Source organism: Rothia sp. ZJ1223, from assembly GCF_016900985.1.
Taxonomy (GTDB): domain Bacteria; phylum Actinomycetota; class Actinomycetes; order Actinomycetales; family Micrococcaceae; genus Rothia.
Genome location: NZ_JAFEUT010000002.1, coordinates 205,100 through 222,663, shown reverse-complemented (window position 1 = coordinate 222,663; position 17,564 = coordinate 205,100). Strand labels below are relative to the sequence as shown.

Annotated in this window: 11 protein-coding genes; 8 read left to right on the top strand and 3 right to left on the bottom strand. The window is 54.2% G+C overall.

Features of this window, described 5'->3' with window-relative positions; translation table 11 throughout:
• Window positions 1–186: 186 nt before the first annotated feature.
• Window positions 187–3,909 (bottom strand): multifunctional oxoglutarate decarboxylase/oxoglutarate dehydrogenase thiamine pyrophosphate-binding subunit/dihydrolipoyllysine-residue succinyltransferase subunit, encoded by a 3,723-nt coding sequence (locus tag JTP09_RS03370; RefSeq protein WP_370592483.1) that lies wholly within the window; start codon window positions 3,907–3,909, stop codon window positions 187–189.
• A gap of 661 nt (window positions 3,910–4,570) precedes the next feature.
• Between JTP09_RS03370 and JTP09_RS03365 the strand changes: the two genes are divergently transcribed.
• From JTP09_RS03365 to JTP09_RS03345, 5 genes are all read left to right on the top strand, one after another.
• Entirely contained in the window at window positions 4,571–5,911 is a 1,341-nt protein-coding gene (locus tag JTP09_RS03365; protein WP_204877000.1) for a hemolysin family protein, read from the top strand.
• Window positions 5,908–6,987, top strand: a complete 1,080-nt coding sequence (locus JTP09_RS03360) for a hemolysin family protein (protein WP_204876998.1) — start codon at window positions 5,908–5,910, stop codon at window positions 6,985–6,987. The genes JTP09_RS03365 and JTP09_RS03360 overlap by 4 nt, the downstream gene beginning before the upstream one ends.
• 229 nt (window positions 6,988–7,216) lie before the next feature.
• The gene (locus tag JTP09_RS03355) at window positions 7,217–8,260 is read left to right on the top strand and encodes a metal ABC transporter solute-binding protein, Zn/Mn family (protein WP_204876996.1); all 1,044 of its coding nucleotides are present in this window, start codon (window positions 7,217–7,219) and stop codon (window positions 8,258–8,260) included.
• A gap of 4 nt (window positions 8,261–8,264) precedes the next feature.
• On the top strand, window positions 8,265–9,107 hold the full coding sequence (locus JTP09_RS03350; RefSeq protein ID WP_204876992.1) for a metal ABC transporter ATP-binding protein: 843 nt from the start codon (window positions 8,265–8,267) through the stop codon (window positions 9,105–9,107).
• Window positions 9,104–10,000, top strand: a complete 897-nt coding sequence (locus JTP09_RS03345; RefSeq protein WP_204876986.1) for a metal ABC transporter permease — start codon at window positions 9,104–9,106, stop codon at window positions 9,998–10,000. Before JTP09_RS03350 ends, JTP09_RS03345 begins: the two co-directional genes overlap by 4 nt.
• Window positions 10,001–10,100: 100 nt before the next feature.
• On the opposite strand, the gene JTP09_RS03340 is transcribed toward JTP09_RS03345, so the two are convergent.
• Complete coding sequence (locus JTP09_RS03340; RefSeq protein WP_204876984.1) at window positions 10,101–10,508, bottom strand: Fur family transcriptional regulator; 408 nt, start codon at window positions 10,506–10,508, stop codon at window positions 10,101–10,103.
• A gap of 169 nt (window positions 10,509–10,677) precedes the next feature.
• Here JTP09_RS03340 and JTP09_RS03335 point away from each other — a divergent pair, with 169 nt between their 5' ends.
• The gene (locus tag JTP09_RS03335; protein WP_204876982.1) at window positions 10,678–11,328 is read left to right on the top strand and encodes an MBL fold metallo-hydrolase; all 651 of its coding nucleotides are present in this window, start codon (window positions 10,678–10,680) and stop codon (window positions 11,326–11,328) included.
• 27 nt (window positions 11,329–11,355) lie between these two features.
• Window positions 11,356–11,784, top strand: a complete 429-nt coding sequence (locus tag JTP09_RS03330) for an HIT family protein (RefSeq protein WP_204876980.1) — start codon at window positions 11,356–11,358, stop codon at window positions 11,782–11,784.
• A gap of 118 nt (window positions 11,785–11,902) precedes the next feature.
• Here the strand turns inward: JTP09_RS03330 and hrpA are convergent, their stop codons facing one another.
• Window positions 11,903–16,264 carry an ATP-dependent RNA helicase HrpA gene (gene hrpA / locus JTP09_RS03325; RefSeq protein WP_204876978.1) on the bottom strand — a complete coding sequence of 1,454 codons (4,362 nt, stop codon included), beginning with the start codon at window positions 16,262–16,264 and terminating at the stop codon, window positions 11,903–11,905.
• Window positions 16,265–16,353: 89 nt separating this feature from the next.
• Here hrpA and JTP09_RS03320 point away from each other — a divergent pair, with 89 nt between their 5' ends.
• On the top strand, window positions 16,354–17,343 hold the full coding sequence (locus JTP09_RS03320; RefSeq protein ID WP_204876968.1) for a GNAT family N-acetyltransferase: 990 nt from the start codon (window positions 16,354–16,356) through the stop codon (window positions 17,341–17,343).
• The last annotated feature ends 221 nt before the right edge of the window (window positions 17,344–17,564 follow it).

The following is a 17,564-nucleotide window of genomic DNA, read 5'->3' as shown; positions in this document are numbered from 1 at the left end:
TAAAAATCTAAAAACTACTTATACATAAATATAGGCTGTGCAAGGCGGGCTACCCAAACTATCGCGGTTATTTCGTCACCTTACTGTCTCAGCACATTCTTTTACGCCGCAAAATGGGGTCTACGCCATGGAAAATGCGGTGCACAGGTTAGTTGATTAAACCTGTACACCGCATATTCTTTATTTTTAGCGTTCGAAGACCTCAGTCAAGATGTTATCAAGCTCAGCCTGGTGACGCTTACCGGTACCGGCAGCGGGTGAGGCTGACGCCGGGCGCGAAACCAGAGCCATCTTGTACCCAATATGAGGCATGAGATTGACCGCCAAGAAGGGCCACTGACCCTGATTAGCAGGCTCATCCTGAGCCCAAATGACCTCAGCATTGGGGTAGAGAGCAATCTGCTTCTTGATTTCGTCTAAGGGCAGCGGGTAGAGCTGCTCTACACGAACAATCGCGGTCTTCGCGTCCTGACGCTTGATGCGCTCACCGTTCAAATCGTAGTAGAGACGACCAGATACAAAGACCAAGCGCTCAACTTCTGACGTGTTCAGGTTGCCCTGATCCTCAATGACGGGCTTGAAGCTGCCCTGAGTGAAGTCCTCAACCGATGACGCTGCTGCCTTCAAACGCAGAAGCTGCTTGGGGGTAATCAGCACCAGCGGCTTGTGTGGACGCGAGTGAGCGTGCTTGCGCAGCAGGTGGAAGTGCGATGCCGGGGTAGAAGGTACCGCTACGGTCATGTTGTTCTCAGCGCACAGCTGCAAGTAGCGTTCCATACGAGCTGACGAGTGGTCAGGGCCCTGACCCTCAAAACCGTGGGGGAGCATTAGAACCAGCGATGAGCGCTGTGCCCACTTCTGCTCTGCTGATGAGATGAACTCGTCAATCACGGTCTGGGCGCCGTTGGCGAAGTCACCGAACTGAGCCTCCCAGATCACCAGTGAGTCGGGGCGCTCTACGGAGTAACCGTACTCAAAGCCCAACACACCGTACTCAGAGAGCAGTGAGTTGTAGATGCTGAACTTACCCTGATCAGCGCTCAGATGCTCTAGCGGACTCCACTGGTTGCCGTTTTCGCGGTCGTGCAGAATCGCGTGACGCTGCACGAAGGTACCGCGCTGAACGTCCTGACCGCTCATACGAACGTCAATACCCTCAAGCAACAGTGAACCGAAGGCGGTGAGCTCACCGAAGCCCCAGTTGATGCCGCCCTTGGTTGACATAGCGGTGCGCTGCTCCAGCAGCTTCTTGAGCTTCTTGTGAATGGTGAAGCCTTCAGGAACATCAGCAAAAGCCTGACCAATGCGCTTGAGCATCTCGGGTGAAATCGAGGTGTTCTTGGGTACGTGTACTGAATCCTCAGACTGCTGGGCAGCCGGACGTTCAATGTTAGCAACAGCCGCCGCATCCGCGGTTACTAGGGGAGCAGAGGACGCCTGAGCCTCGTGAGTCTCAGTGAAGATCTGCTCCAGACGTGACTGGTAGTCCTTGAGCGCGCGCTCTGCTTCGTCCTGAGTGATGTCGCCGCGACCCACCAGAGCCTCGGTGTAGAGCTTACGGGTTGATGACTGAGCCTCAATCTGGGTGTACATGCTGGGTTGGGTCATCGAGGGATCATCCGCCTCATTGTGACCGCGACGGCGGTAGCATACGAGGTCGATGACCGCGTCCTTATTGAAGCGCTGGCGGTACTCGAAAGCGAGACGACCGGCGCGAACAACAGCTTCGGGATCATCTGCGTTGACGTGGAAAACGGGTGCCTGAACTACGCGAGCAACGTCGGTGGAGTAGGTGGAGCTGCGACCGTCTGCGGGGGTGGTGGTAAAGCCAACCTGGTTGTTAACCACGATGTGAACGGTACCGCCCACCTTATAGCCAGCAAGCTGCGACATCTGCAGGGTTTCAAAGACGATGCCCTGACCAGCAAATGCAGCGTCACCGTGAACCAGGATGGGGAGCACGGGGTAATCCTTGGTGCCGGTTGCTGTCAGAACGTCCTGCTTAGCGCGCACAATACCTTCAAGCACAGTGTTGACTGCCTCAAGATGTGAGGGGTTAGCGGCCAGATACACCTGAGTCTGGTTGCCGTTATCAGAGGTGAATACGCCCTCGGTGCCCAGGTGATATTTCACGTCGCCGGAGCCGCCGGTGAGGCGGGGATCCAGCTCGCCTTCGAATTCACGGAAAATCTGAGCGTAGGACTTGCCCGCAATGTTTGCCAAAACGTTGAGACGACCGCGGTGCGCCATACCAATAGCAACACCTGAGAGACCGTCATCTGCTGCTTCAGAGATGATGTAGTCCAGCAGTGGAATTAGTGATTCGCCGCCCTCAAGGGAGAAACGTTTCTGACCGAGGTACTTGGTCTGCAAGAAAGTTTCGAAGGCTTCAGCGGCGTTGAGCTTACCCATGACGCGGAACTGCTCTTCGCGGGTGGGCTTATTGTAGACGTGCTCAAGCTGTTCCTGGAACCACTCGCGCTCAGCGGGGGTTTCAATGTGCATGTACTCAACACCCATAGTGCCACAGTAGGCTTCGCGCAGCAGCTCAAGAATGGTCTTGAGAGTTAAGGTATCTTTCTCACCGAAGCCACCGGTGGGCCAGTAGCGATCAAGATCCCAGAGGGTCAAACCGTAGTTTTCTAAACGTAGATCGGGGTGGGAGAGCATCTCATAACCCAGGGGATTGGTCTGGGCGATGAGGTGACCGCGCACGCGGTAAGCGTGAATAAGTTGCTGGATGCGGGCAACCTTGGAGACCTCGATGGAAGGATCGACCTGGTTATCCACTGCCCAGCGAACAGGCTCAAAGGGAATACGCAGGGCGGTGAAGATATCGTCGTAGAAACCGTCGTTACCCAGCAGGTAGTTTTCGATGATCTTGAGGAACTCACCAGAACCTGCACCCTGAATGACGCGGTGGTCATAGGTTGAGGTCAGGGTCAGAATCTTTGAGACACCGGCGTTGGCAATGGTCTTTTCGGACGCGCCGCGGTACTCAGCGGGGTAATCCAGCGCGCCAGCGCCAATGATGGCAGCCTGACCCTTGGAGAGACGGGGCACGGAGTGTACGGTGCCGATGCCGCCGGGGTTGGTCAAAGAAACGGTGGTGCCGCGGAAGTCCTCGATAGTGAGCTTGCCGTCGCGTCCGCGCTTCACAATGTCATCGTATGCTGACCAGAACTCAGCGAAGGAGAGCTCTTCTGCACCCTTGATGTTAGGTACTACCAGGTTACGGCTACCATCGGGGCGGGGCAGGTCAATAGCGAGACCAAAGTTCACGTGTGCAGGCTGAACAGCAGCGGGGCGACCCTTCTCGTCCTCACCGTAAACAACGTTCATAGAGGGGAAGTTTGCTAGCGCACGAATGATGGCGTAACCAATGATGTGAGTGAAGGAAATCTTGCCACCACGGGTACGTGCTAGGTAGGTGTTGATAGCGGTGCGGTTGTCAATGAGAACCTTAGCGGGGACTGCACGCACAGTGGTTGCAGTTGGTACTGACAGGGACTCTTCCATAGTGGAGGCTACCGCCTTGGCCGGACCACGAAGGGTGGAGACGGTATCGACCTTCTCATCGGAGGAATCTGGGGTAACTGCGGTGTTTGACTCTGAGGGGCTCACTGAATCTGCCTTAGGTTGAACGGGTTGTGCTGTGGGAGTTGATGTCTGTTGCGGACGCGCGCGGTCGGCGTCTGTTGCCTCAGTTTTCTTCTCTGAAACCTGAGGTTCCTTCGTCGCTGAAGGGGAGTTCGAGGTGGTGGCGTCGCTGAGCTTTTCCTCAAAGAGCTGCCACCAGGACTCTTCAACGGATGACTTATCTTTTTTATACTTCTCGAATAGTTCGTCAATGAACCATTCGTTGCCAGCAAATTCTTCTGGCCAACTATTCTCTGACTGGTTTGGCACGCAATTCGCCTCTTCCATATCGTTTATTCTGTGCGCAGCGCCCACCGTGCGTTAGTCTTACTGCGCGGTGCGGTAACCCGCGTGCAAGTATTCAGCACAAATGATGGCGTCCTTTATAGATACAGTCTAGTAAGCTTGTAGGCTTATGACGAACACCACGGGTCGCTAAATGTCATAAATGACGATCGCGAAGGTGCGGTCGGTGAGTGGGACTTAGGGGGAAAAAGCTATTAACCACACTCTTGAGAGTCATTTTATGTGGTTTTTGAGGGGAGGTCGGTAAGATTCATGTGGTTTTTAGTGGGGTTTTGCTCTGTGGTTACAGGTTGGCTGTGGGTGGAAAAATTTTATAAAAATTTTAGGTTTTCACCGCGCGAGCACACCTTTGAATTCTTTCGGCAACAACCAAATGTAGCCCATTCCTCATGGTCTTAGCCCCTCACGAGGCAACTTCGCTATGCATACCTCAAGGTATCGTATTTCGCACCTGTTGCTGTAGGCGTCTTACCCTCAACTTCGCTACACTAGAAAACACTATGGACGACCCTTTTAGTTGCCGCCCACCCCAGAACGCCCCCTTGCAGGCAGCGCGTGCTGGACGCTCGGCTCATCTGATCATGAACCCTTGCTCCTTTAATAACTTCGCGGAGGTGACACCTTCGTGGAATGGATTCTCCTCGTTGTAGGTTTGCTGCTGATTCTCGGCACAGGCTTCTTCGTCGCCATGGAATTCGCGCTTGTAGCCCTTGACCAGTCAGCTGTTCAACAAGAAATCGAGAAGGGCGATTATAAAGGTAAAGCTGTTTTACAGTGCCTCAAGACTCTCTCAACCCAGCTTTCTTCGTGTCAGTTGGGCATCACGATTACAACCTTGCTCACCGGTTATACCCTTGATATTGCCTTGCAGTCGATGGCGGTTGGCACCATTTCAAGCTGGGGCTTATCAGAGTCGGTGGCTCGTGTTCTCACCTTAGTCTTCTCTATGGGTCTGGCTACCGCGCTTTCCATGATTATGGGTGAGCTGATCCCCAAGAACATGGCAATCGCCATTTCATACCCGACTGCTCGCGCGCTGGCGCCCTACCATCTTCTTTTCACCAAGATGATGGGCCCTTTGGTGCGCAGCATGAACGGTGCCGCGAATAAGATTCTCAACCTCTTTGGTCTTGAAGCCAAAGAAGAACTTTCGAGCGCACGTACCCCCGAAGAGCTTTCTTCGATGGTGCGTCGTTCAGCTGACCAGGGAACTCTCGATTCAGACACCGCTCGCTTTGTTGATAAAACCCTTTCCTTTGCTGAACTCACCGCAGTGGACGTCATGACATCGCGTCGTCAGATTCAAATGCTTGAAGACACTGCCCCTGTATCAGATGTCATTGAGCTGGCGCGTACCACCGGTCACTCACGTTTTCCTCTCTACCGTGAGGATCAAGATAACGTGGTTGGCGTAGTACACCTCAAGAAGGCTGTGGCTGTTCCCGAAGACATTAGACCCACTCTTGAGGCAGGGGCGCTCATGGAAGACGTACTGCGTGTTCCTGAGACCGTTCACCTTGATTCACTGCTCATGCAACTGCGTGAAGGCGCCTTGCAGCTTGCCATCGTCCTTGACGAGTACGGTGGCACAGCGGGTATGACCACCCTCGAAGATTTGGTAGAAGAAATTGTGGGTGAAGTATCTGATGAACACGACACCGGTAACACCGAAGAACTCGCTCTGAAACTCGGTAGCGGCGACTGGATTTTCTCAGGTTTGCGCCGTCCCGATGAGGTGAATGAATACATCGAACCGCTCACCGTCATGGAAAACCCTGCCTTTGAAACAATGGGCGGTTTTATGATGCATGCCCTCAGACGAGTCCCCGAAGAGGGCGATACCGTACCCGTTGACGGTGGCATCCTGCGCGTTGAAAAGATGGAACAACGACGCGTTGACCGACTGCGTTTCATTCCGCAAGCAACCGAGAATACTGAAATCACTGAGGGGAGTGTGCGCGCATGAACGACTGGTTAGCGCTTTCACTGCTGGTAGTTCTACTGGTGGGCAACGCCTTCTTCGTGGGTGCTGAGTTCGCGATTATGTCAACGCGCCGTTCGCAGATTGAACCGCTGGCGGACGCCGGTAACAAGCGGGCAAAAACAGCCCTTTACGCTATCGAAAACGTTTCTCTGATGCTGGCAACCTGTCAGCTGGGTATTACTGTCTGCTCGCTGTTGATTCTGAACGTTTCAGAACCCGCGCTGAAGCACCTGATGGCGGGTCCGCTTGAAGCTGTTGGTATTCCCTACCAAGTGGTATCAATTCTTAGCTTCGCGGTCGCTCTGATTATAGTGACCTACCTGCACGTGATTTTTGGTGAAATGATCCCCAAGAACGCAGCGGTATCGCTGGCAGCCCAGGGCGTTGCCCTGCTGTTCGCACCCCCGCTGGTACTACTCTCACGCATCTTCAAACCCGTGATCGCCCTCTTGAACTGGATTGCAGACCACACCCTCAAACTCATGAAGATTGAGCCTAAAGCTGAGGTCTCATCGACCTTCACCTTGGACGAGCTGCAGAACATTGTGGCTCAATCTACGGCGGAGGGCACTGTGGCTGATGAAACCGGCGTACTCTCGGGCGCTCTGGAATTTAGCTCAAAAAAGGTAGAAGAAATCATGGTGCCCCGAGAGGCAGTTGTTACCCTTAATTTCCCCTGTACACCCCACGACGTTGAGCGTTCCTGCGCGCAAACCGGTTACTCCCGCTTTGTTCTTCAAGACTCAGCCGATGAAACCTTCATGGGGTACATTCACGTGAAAGACACCCTGAACTTTTCAGGTGATCGCGCCGAGGAGAATATTCCCTGGTCGCGTTTGCGTCCGCTCGCTAGCCTGCGTCCTGAAATGGAAATTGACGAGGCGCTGGCAGTCATGCAGCGTAACCAAGCGCATCTTTCACACGTTGTCTCAAAGACCGGTCAAAGTCTTGGTGTGCTCTTTCTTGAGGACATCTTGGAGCAGCTGGTTGGTGAAATTAAGGACACCACCCAGGATCATATTCGCAGACGTGAAGCGGCAGCCCACCGCGTGCCCTAGATCAAGGTGGTAGTGAGAAAAAGCGAGTAGTGGCGGGTTGTTAACAACTTGCGCCGAAGGTTCGGAAGGTTGATGCTTCCGAACCTTCGGTGCTTTAAAACAGGTCGAATCACAGGTGAAATCATAGGTGGACTAATGCATCACACTGTGGCAGCTGTGGCTTGCGTGATTCCCTCTACGCCTATTAGTCTGAAACTGATAATCATTCTTATATAAAAGAAGGCATGTCATGTCAGTTCAACGTAAACTCTCGCTTCTTTCCCTCGCCGCCCTAGCTCTTGCAGGCTGCTCTGCAAACGGCGAAAATGCCTCCTCATCACCCGATAAAACGCTCGATATCGTAGCGACTACCGACGTGTACGCGGACGTCGCACGGGCGGTCGTTGGTGATACCGAGGGCGTGGAAGTCACCTCAATCATCGCCTCCACCAGCCAAGACCCCCACTCCTACGAAGCAACGTCTAACGACCGTCTAACGGTCAAGGACGCCGAGGTGGTAGTGCTCAACGGCGGCGGTTACGACACTTTCATGGAAGAGATGGCAGGCACCGATAATACCGAGCAAGCTGTGGTGAACGCGGTTAAGGTCTCAGGTTTCGTCTCTGGCGATGAATACGCAGAGCTGCTCGAAGGTCACCAGCACGGTCACGACCATGCTAAGGAAGAACACAGTCACGACCACGAGGATGAGGCACACAACCACGCCAAGAAAGGGCACCACCACAGCGAGGACGCCCACGACCACCATGACCACGGCTCATTCAACGAGCACGTGTGGTACCACTTCGATACCATGGGCAAGGTAGCGCTTGCGCTTGCTGATCAGCTTGCTCAGGTTGATACCGAGAACGGAAAGACTTACCGCGAAAACGCTGAATCCTTCGTGGCAGAGATGAAGCAGCTAGCGGTAAATACCGAAGGCTTGAACCTCAAGGGCAAAAGCTTCGTATCATCAGAACCGGTGCCCAACTACATGCTCACCTCAGCCGGTATGGAAGACAAGACCCCCGCTGACTACGTAGAGGCGGTTGAGGCAGAATCTGATGTAGCTCCCCTCACCTTGCAAGAAATTAAGGACGAGATTACCGACGGCGATATTCACTTGCTCGCCTACAACGAGCAGACCGAAACCAACCAGACCGGTGAAATCCGAGCAGCAGCAGAAAACGCTAACGTCCCCACCGTTTCATTCACCGAAACCCTGCCCGAAGGCAAAAACTATGTAGAGTGGATGAAAGAAAACCTGGACAACCTGAAAAGTGCAGTAGCGTAAATCTATGACGATTATTAGTAAGCCTACCGCCTCCGTTGAAATCAACGGGGGCGGGCTTTCTTTTGGGCAGCGTAAACTGTGGGATGAACTCAACCTGATTATTGAACAGGGGGAGTACTTCGCGGTGCTCGGACCTAACGGCTCCGGCAAATCCACCTTCCTTAAAGTAATCTTGGGTCTCACACCCATGAGTTCGGGCGTTATCAAGGTGTTGGGACGCCCCGCTCAAGCTGGGCACCCCGGCGTAGGCTATATTCCCCAGCAGAAGACCCTGGGTGGGGTCACCCTGCGTGCCAGAGATCTGGTGGGGTTAGGGCTAGACGGTCATAAGTGGGGCATTCGCCTCAACACCCGCAAGCACCGAGCTCTTGTCGATCAACTACTAGAATCCGTGGGTGCTAGTGACTACGCAAACGTCCCCGTAGGGCTTCTTTCGGGTGGCGAACAGCAGCGCCTGCGCATCGCCCAAGCGCTCGCTAACGACCCTCAGATTGTATTAGCTGATGAGGCATTACTGTCACTGGATTTGCACCATCAATATGCGGTGTCTGAGCTGATTCACCGCTATAACAAAGACCGTGCTGCCACGGTTATTTTCGTCACCCACGAGATTAATCCCATCATTGATCACGTTGATCGCGTGCTGTACCTTGCCAATGGACGCTTCACGGTGGGTGCGGTAGATCAGGTGATGACCAGCGAAGTGCTCAGCAATCTTTACCAAACTCCTGTTGAGGTTATTCGTTCCAACGGGCGCTATATCGTCGTTGGTGGCGACTCCCACACAGAACACTGTTCCACACCCGATATCGCACCGCACGTTCTACCTAAGGGGGCTTCACGATGACAGCGCTGATTCCTGCTGTGGCCTTCCAAGAGCTTTTTTCTCGCGTTTTCGTGTTTGAACGCTACGGTGAGCTTTTAGATTTACTCTCTACCTCTATTTGGGCGGGCGCTGTTCTGGGGCTTATTGGTGGTTTCGCTGGCACCTTCGTGATGATGCGAGATCACTCCTTTGCAGTACACGGCATTGCTGAAATGTCTTTTGCTGGCGCGGCCCTGTTTTTGCTGGTTGGCTACGATGTCGTTACTGGCTCGCTGGTTGGCTCCATTGTTGCCGCGCTGCTGATTGGTGCGTTGGGCGTCCGCCGTTCAGAATCTAACTCCGTTATTGGTGCGCTCATGCCTTTTGGTCTGGGGCTGGGTATTCTTTTTCTGTCGCTGTATCAAGGACGCAGCGCCAACAAGTTCTCTTTGCTGACCGGTCAGATTGTATCGGTAGATGCTTCTCAGCTCACCGAAATGATTCTCGGTGCAGTTATTGTGATTGCAGTGCTACTGGCTGTCTGGCGTCCATTGACCTTCGCTTCGCTTGATCCCGAGGTGGCACGCGCCAAGGGGGTGCCGATGGGTCTGCTCTCCATGATTTTTATGGTGGTGCTGGGCATTGCGGTTGCTCTATCAGTGCAGGTGGTGGGCGCTCTGTTAGTGCTTTCTTTGCTCGTCACCCCTTCGGCAGCGGCACAGCAAATCACCGCGTCCCCTCTGAAAGTCCTCATCTTTTCGGTGATATTTGCGGAAATCTCAATAGTGGGCGGCATTATGTTGGCGTTGGCTGGCACTTTACCTATCAGCCCCTACGTTACGTCCATATCGTTCGCGATTTACCTAGTGTGCAGAGTGATCGGTAGGTATAAACGTCGCCATAGCGCATCCGGTAGAGCGCTGCCCGCAGTCTAAAATCACCCCATCAAACAGAGCACCGAGGCGTTGAATGTACCTCGGTGCTCTTGTCTATGAGTCTATGAAAATGTGGAGTGCGCGGGGCAGAGGGCTCGATTTAGCCGTGGGAACACTCGGCGCACAAACCGCTGATTTCAACGGTGTGGTTGATATCAGTAAAACCGAACTTTTCAGCCATGCTGTGAGCCCACTGCTCAACATCGGGTGCCTCAAGCTCAACCGCCTTACCGCAAGAGCGGCACATGAGATGGTGATGATGGTGCTCAGCCTGGCAACGGCGGTAAACAGACTCGCCGTCCTCGGTGCGAATCACATCAACCTCATTATTGGCAGCCATAGATTGCAGGAGCCTGTAAATGGTTGCCAATGATACTGTTTCATTACGTGAGAGCATGAGCTGGTGCAGCTCCTGGGCGCTCATAAAATCGTCAAGGTCAGCCAAAGTAGCCGTCACAATGCGTCGCTGCTTGGTGTTGCGAACTTCAGGCTTAGGCGCTTGTGTCATGGCTCGTGCCTCTTTCGTCAGTAGACTGATGTGGAAAATGTTCAGACAAAACTTTACCGGAAGCTTGAGGTGATTTCTTCGGTAGAAGCGTGCGGGGCGCGTCCGCTCGGCGCATATTGCCAGGGGTGAAAATCAGGCGCGGGTGAGGTCTTTCTATTAGGCTGGAACTATGAAACTCACTAAATACACCCATTCATGTGTTCGCCTTGAAAATGAGGGCAAGGTACTGGTACTTGATCCCGGTGGCTTTTCTGAGGTTGAGACGGCGCTCGATGGCGCCGATTACATCTTTGTTACCCACGTTCACCCTGATCATTTCGATGTTGAGCGTGTTGCCGCTTTCATCGAGAAGAATAAGCAGGTTCCCGTCTATGCTCCGCAGGCTGTTCTGGACGCGCTGGTCGAGAAGGTTGAGGATGCTCAGGTGTACCTTGCAGACGCTAAAGAAACCATCTTACTGGAGGGCTTTGAACTGAAAACTTTTGGTGGTCAGCACGCGCTCATTCATCCCCTCATTAAGACCATCGACAATGTGGGTGTGTTGGTGAACGATAACGTGTTCCACCCGGGCGACTCTTTCACGGTGCCTCACGGTATCCAATCGAAAACTTTGCTGGCTCCGATTCATGCTCCCTGGAACAAGATGAGCGAGGTCATTGACTTTGTGATTTCCGTGGGTGCCTCCACTGTTTACCCGATTCACGATTCTCTCCTGGCAGATTCGGGGCGCAACTTGATTGAAACCCAGGTAACTAACCTGACCGCTGATTACGGAGTGAGCTACAAACACCTCGATACCGGCGACACTGTAGAACTTTAAAGACCTAGAAACAAAAGGGAGAAGAAAATGTCTACTATTTTCACCAAGATTATTGAGGGTGAGTTGCCCGGACGGTTTGTGTGGAAAGACGATGAAGTTGTTGTCTTTTTGACTATTGAGCCCCTGGCTCAGGGGCACGTGCTGGTGGTACCTCGCGCTGAGATTGAGCACTGGGTTGATATGCCCTTAGAGCTTTCAGCCCGCGTTTTTGAGGTCGCTCACACCGTAGGCAAGGCGATTAATACCGTCTGGCAGCCCGCTAAGGTTGGCGTTGAGATTGTTGGTCTGGATGTACCGCACGTTCATGTGCATGTGTTCCCGGCCAAGAGCATTCAGACCTTCAACTTCGCTCATGCTGAGAAGAACCCCGACGCTGTTGCCATGGACGAATCGGCGCAGAAAATCCGTGACGCCCTGCGCGCAGCGGGCCACGGGGAATTCGTGCCTGAAAGCTAAGCCCTAGCCAGTAAAGCATCATATTAACAGGAAGAAGGCGGTCTTACAAGAGACCGCCTTCTTCTTGCTTCTTAGGGAGTTTTTGCTGAACGAGCAGCGCTAACTATGTTCAGTGCTACTACTTATTTAGTGCCTCTACCGCCTCTCGCAGCGCTTTGCCAATGCGCTTTTCAGAAACGGTGTAGGAGGTGCCCAAGTCTTGGGCGAAGAAGCTAACGCGCAGCTCTTCGATCATCCACTCCACACGTTCCATCTCGCGTGAGGGAACAGTACCCGCAGGGAGCTTTTTGACCGCGGTATCGTAAGCGTCTTCGAGGTCTTGCACTGCCAGCATCAGCTGGTTATCCCGGTTGATTTGAGCACCCACCAGCTTGTTAATGCGAATCTGCATAGCTTTGAGGTAGCGCGGCAGATGCACTAACTGGTCGTAACCGGTCTTAGCAACAAAACCGGGGTAGATGAGGTGCTCCAACTGAGCCTTGATGTCACTGATTGCGTGAATGACCGCCATCGACGAAGACTTTTTGATGAGCTTACGTACCGTTGCCGCCTCAGAAAGAATTTCAGCAACGAGCTTGGTAACCTCAAAAACAGTGTCAATCAATTCTGCCCGAACAGCGTTGAACAGTTGCTCAAACTCTGCCTTCTCAAAGATAGGCGTGTGCGGGGTGAGCTTATCAACGGCAGCAACCGTACAGTCAGTAATAAGCTGATCGATTGAACCGTGGGGGTTCTGCGTGAAGACAATTTTCTCTTTATTGTTTAGGTGATCGCTGACATAGCGCACGGGGGAAGGTACCTGCAACTGTAAGAGGCGAATGACGCCTGCTCGCTGGGCGCGCAGCTGCTCCGTTTCGTGGGGGAAAATCCTTACACCCACGCTACTGCCTTCATCCACCAGGGCGGGGTAGCCTGCCACCGTTTGTGTTGCGATGGATCGCTCAATTTTGCGCGGTAGATCGGGCGTTGGCCACTCGGTGAGACCGCTGCGTTCAACGCTCTGGGCTGAACCTGCTTGGTTTTTGCCTGCACGGCAGCTAGCATCCATTCTCGGTGAGGGGGCGGACGCGCGTCCGCCTGTCGCTTTACCCTGGGCAGGTTGAGCGGGGGCACCACTCAACATTGCTGCCAAAGCATCGGGGGAAGCACCCAAAGAAGCCGCTAATGCCGAGCGAATCTCGGTGTGTAGCCTGCTCTGAAGCTCCTTGAGATCCTTACCTTCACCCAGAATCTTGTTCTGGGGATTGCGCACCTGAAAAGTGAAACGCAAATGCGGAGGCACAGCGTCCCACTCGAAAATATCAGGGTCAACCACGTGCCCGCGCAGACGGCGCAACACCAAGGCAAGTGCCTCTTCGAGGGATGACTCAGTCGGTGAGAACTCCTCATCGAGCAGGGCAACCGCTTGGCGCGCTACGTCCGGGGCAGGCACAAAGTTCTTGCGCTGCTGCTTAGGCATAGACTTAATGAGCGCCGCGACCAGCTCTTCACGCAGACCGGGAATCAGCCACTTGAAAGGAGCGGGCTCCAACTGGTTAAGAAAGAGAACCGGCACCTGCACCGCGATACCATCGGTCTGGGCATCGTGGGAACGTACCCCGCCAACTGCCACCGCAGGGGCGTATTCGTAGCGTAAATCCAGCACCAGCTCACCGCCACTGCCCTGAGCAACCCAGGTACGCGGGAACGCCGACTCATCGTAATCGGCAGCCTCTTCATCAATCAGATTTTCCGGGCTGAAGTCTAACAAGTGTTCGTTGCGTGTGCGCTCTTCCTTCCACCACTTATCAAAGTGGCGTTCAGAAACAACACCAGCGGGAACTCGTGCGTCGTAGAAATCAAAGAGGATCTGATCGTCCACCCGCAAATCGCGGCGACGCAAACGAGCTTCAAGCTCTTCAACGGCCGCTAGGGCTTTCTGATTGCGCTTGAAGAAATGATGACGGGTATTCCAATCACCCTCCACTAGAGCAGAGCGAATGAACATCTCACGCGAAAGCACCGGGTCAATACGCCAGTACTGCACGCGACGATCAGCAATAATCGGCACCCCGTACAGGGTTACCTTCTCATACGCCATCACAGCGCCCAGCTTGGACGACCAGTGTGGCTCAGAATAATGACGTTTAACCAGGTGAGAGCCGACTTCTTCAACCCATTCCGGCTTAATATCGGCATTCACACGCGCCCACAGACGAGAAGTTTCTACTAACTCAGCAGACACAATCCAATCGGGGCGTTTCTTGAACAGAGCAGACCCCGGGAATATCGCAAAACGGGTACCGCGGGCACCCAAATACTCATTCGGGTTGCGCTCATCTTTCAAACCGATATGCGAGAGCAAACCAGCCAACAGCGATTTATGCAGAGCTTCTTCGTGGGCAGCTGGGTCAATATCGCGCCCGCTGGACACTGAAATGCCAGCCGAACGACCCATCTCACGCAACTGGGCAAAAAGATCCTGCCACTCGCGCACCCTCAGAAAGTTAATGAACTCCCTGTGGCACATCTTTCTCAACTGGCTGGAGGAAAGCTCCTCCTGCTTCTCATTCAAAAAGCCCCACAGCAACAAGAAACTCAAAAAGTCTGAGGTTTCATCGGCATACCGCTTGTGCATGGCATCTGCCTCACCGCGCTTCTCCGACGGACGCTCGCGCGGATCCTGAATAGTCAACGCAGCTGCAAGCACCATCATTTCTTTGGCGCACCCGCGCTGATTAGCCTCAACAATCATGCGCGCCAAACGCGGGTCAACAGGTAAAGCCGCCATCGCGCGTCCGGCAGCAGTGAGAGGGGAAGACGCGCCGCGGCGGCCCCTGGACGCTGACTTCTGGGCGTCTTTGAGAGCGCCCAGCTCACGCAAAAGATTCACACCGTCATTGATCGCGCGTTTTTCGGGCGGCTCCACGAAGGGGAACTTCTCAATATCACCGGGGGAGCGCACCACACCAATAGCCGTCATCTGCAAAATAACCGCAGCTAGATTGGTACGCAGAATCTCGGGATCGGTAAACTCCGGGCGAGAAGCGAAATCCTCTTCAGAATAAAGACGAATCGCGATACCGTCACTGGTACGTCCCGCTCGACCAGAACGCTGGTTGGCGCTCGCCTGTGAAATGCGTTCAATGGGTAGACGCTGAACCTTGGTGCGGGCAGAGTAGCGTGAAATGCGGGCGGTGCCGGTATCAATCACGTACTTAATGCCGGGTACGGTCAGGGAGGTTTCAGCGACGTTGGTTGCCAGCACAATGCGAGGCTTACCCGAGGGGCGGAATACCCGGTGCTGCTCTGCCATTGACAGGCGGGCATAAAGGGGCAAAATCTCATAGCTACCAAAACGGCGCGATGAAGCAACCAAAGAACGCAGAGCGTCCTCAGCATCACGGATTTCGCGTTCACCTGAGAAGAAAATCAGAATGTCGCCGGGTTCTTCTTCTGATAGCTCGCGGACGGCCTCTAAAATACCGTCGATGGGGTCGCGGTCTTCATCTTCAAGACCATCACCGGCGTCCTCAGCATCTTCACCACCGTCGCCCGTGCGCGGGTTGTTCAGGGGCCGGTAGCGAATTTCTACGGGGAAAGTGCGTCCCGACACCTCAATGATGGGCGGCGCATCATCGGGCACCAGCTGCTCGGCGATTTCTTTTTCTTCTGGGCTGAGGCTCTCGTCAACGATTCCTTTACCGGGCACAAAGGACGGCGCGAAGTGGCGGGCAAAGCGTTCGGGGTCAATGGTTGCTGAGGTGATGATGACCTTGAGGTCGGGGCGCTTGGGTAGCAGACGCTTGAGGTACCCCAGAATAAAGTCAATGTTGAGTGAGCGTTCGTGTGCCTCATCGATGATGATAGTGGAGTATTTACGCAACTCGCGGTCATTGGCGATTTCTGCCAGCAGAATGCCGTCGGTCATCAGTTTGATGGCTGAGTTCTCTGAGACTTCAGAAGTAAAACGTACCTGGTAGCCCACGGTCTGCCCCAGCTTCTCGCCCAGTTCTTCGGCGATGCGTTCGGCAACGCTGCGGGCGGCTAGACGGCGGGGTTGGGTGTGGCCGATGAGACCTGTTTCGGCAAGGCCGAGTTGCAGGCACATTTTGGGAATCTGGGTGGTTTTACCCGAGCCGGTTTCGCCAGCAATAATCACTACCTGATGGTCACGAATTGCCGCCATGATGTCGTTGCGGCGTGCTGAGACGGGCAGCGATTCGGGGTAGCTGATGGCTGCCACATCGAGGGTAACCACCGGGGGAGTGAACTGGCGTTTACTGCCTGAGCGGTTGTTGTTCTGCTGGTTGCGACGTGGTGCTGAGCCTTTACCGCGCTGGGAGCGTTTCTTATTGCGGTTGCCCCGCGGTGAACCCTGAGCGGACGCGCCTGCCTCCGCCTGCTGGGACACTTCGGTTTTTTCGGGCGTGCGGGTGGACGCTGCGTGCATAGCCTGAGCCATAGCGGCAAAAGAAGGCTGAGAAGATGAAGTAGACATACTGGTTACTAGTTTAGTGGGTGTGCAAGACTGAAAAACAATATTCGTCAGAAGAGCCGTGCTGTGGCACCTCACAAGGAGTTTCTCTCATGACCGTTTTTTATCTGAGACCGTGGCGGCTTGAGGATGCCGGTGAGCTTTTCAGGCTCTACCGGGAACATAGCGATCTCCACCGGCAGATGAGGTCTCTGACCGGTGAGGGCGATGCCAGGGTGCTGATTGAAGAGAACTTTATACCGGCTAAAAATCGTAGTGTCTGGTGCGTGGAGCACGCGGGTAACCCCGTGGGGTTGGTGGGCATTAGCTTTGAGGGGCTCTGCGGTGACTCGTATGATCGCGGCTGGGTTTACTACTGGAACGGTGGCACCTTGCGCGGCTTAGGCGTTATGAAACACCTGGTCAAAGCCGTGACGGATTGGGCTCTTGCCTACCCTCACGCGCAGACGCACGCGTCCTTAGAACTGGGTGAATACACCCTAGAAGTCAGCGAGCTACTTGCTGCACCCAGCCCCCGCCTTCGCCGTCTTGAACTGGGGTACCGCACCAATAACCCGGCATCGGGTGCTATTGCCGTCTTTGCCGGTTTTAGGGGTGAAGGACGCGAGCGCGAAAAATTCGTGGTGGACGGTGAGCCGGTAGATGTTATGGTGGCGGGCAGGCTGGCAAGCGATGGAGTAGACGGTGCGCAGTCAGCTTCGTCGATTCACCACATTGAACTATGGACAAGCGATTTCGCGAAGAATCTGCCCGCGTGGGAGGCCCTCTTTGCAGCTCTCGGTTGGCAACAAGAATCGACATGGCAGAACGGAATATCCTTCACAGAACCAACGGCGAATACTTACGTCGTGATTGAGCAGTCACCTGACGTCAGCGGTAGCCATCAGCGCACGCATGCAGGGATGAATCATCTAGCTTTTACCACCTCCCGTGCGCTGGACGATATCCGCTCGTATCTAACGCGCCGGGGCTGGTCTGAGCTCTTTGCCGAGACGTACCCTTACGCTGGCGGGCAGGAGCATTGTGCCCTCTATCTTGAGAATGAAGAAGGGTTCGAAGTTGAGATTGTGGGCAGCCGCTAGAGCCTTCGTGCTGGGTACTAGGACACCTTCTTGCACCCTTTTGTGACAGATTGTTACGTGCTTTCGCCAGAGTACGGACGTGTGTCCCCCATTCTGTGTAGAAGCTAAGTTACCAACGCGTACCCCTAGGTCAGCACATCGTTACCCGCGGGTAATAGAACGTATGTTACTGGTTAGGAAATATGGTGCTGAAGAGTTATCCACAGGTTGGTAGAAACCCG

Excerpts from the sequence above, each read along its gene's own strand:
- JTP09_RS03360 (WP_204876998.1), top strand. The coding sequence starts at position 5,908 with ATGAACGACTGGTTAGCGCTTTCACTGCTGGTAGTTCTACTGGTGGGC.
- JTP09_RS03355 (WP_204876996.1), top strand. The coding sequence starts at position 7,217 with ATGTCAGTTCAACGTAAACTCTCGCTTCTTTCCCTCGCCGCCCTAGCT.
- JTP09_RS03350 (WP_204876992.1), top strand. The coding sequence starts at position 8,265 with ATGACGATTATTAGTAAGCCTACCGCCTCCGTTGAAATCAACGGGGGC.
- JTP09_RS03345 (WP_204876986.1), top strand. The coding sequence starts at position 9,104 with ATGACAGCGCTGATTCCTGCTGTGGCCTTCCAAGAGCTTTTTTCTCGC.
- JTP09_RS03340 (WP_204876984.1), bottom strand. The coding sequence starts at position 10,508 with ATGACACAAGCGCCTAAGCCTGAAGTTCGCAACACCAAGCAGCGACGC.
- JTP09_RS03335 (WP_204876982.1), top strand. The coding sequence starts at position 10,678 with ATGAAACTCACTAAATACACCCATTCATGTGTTCGCCTTGAAAATGAG.
- JTP09_RS03330 (WP_204876980.1), top strand. The coding sequence starts at position 11,356 with ATGTCTACTATTTTCACCAAGATTATTGAGGGTGAGTTGCCCGGACGG.
- hrpA (WP_204876978.1), bottom strand. The coding sequence starts at position 16,264 with ATGTCTACTTCATCTTCTCAGCCTTCTTTTGCCGCTATGGCTCAGGCT.
- JTP09_RS03320 (WP_204876968.1), top strand. The coding sequence starts at position 16,354 with ATGACCGTTTTTTATCTGAGACCGTGGCGGCTTGAGGATGCCGGTGAG.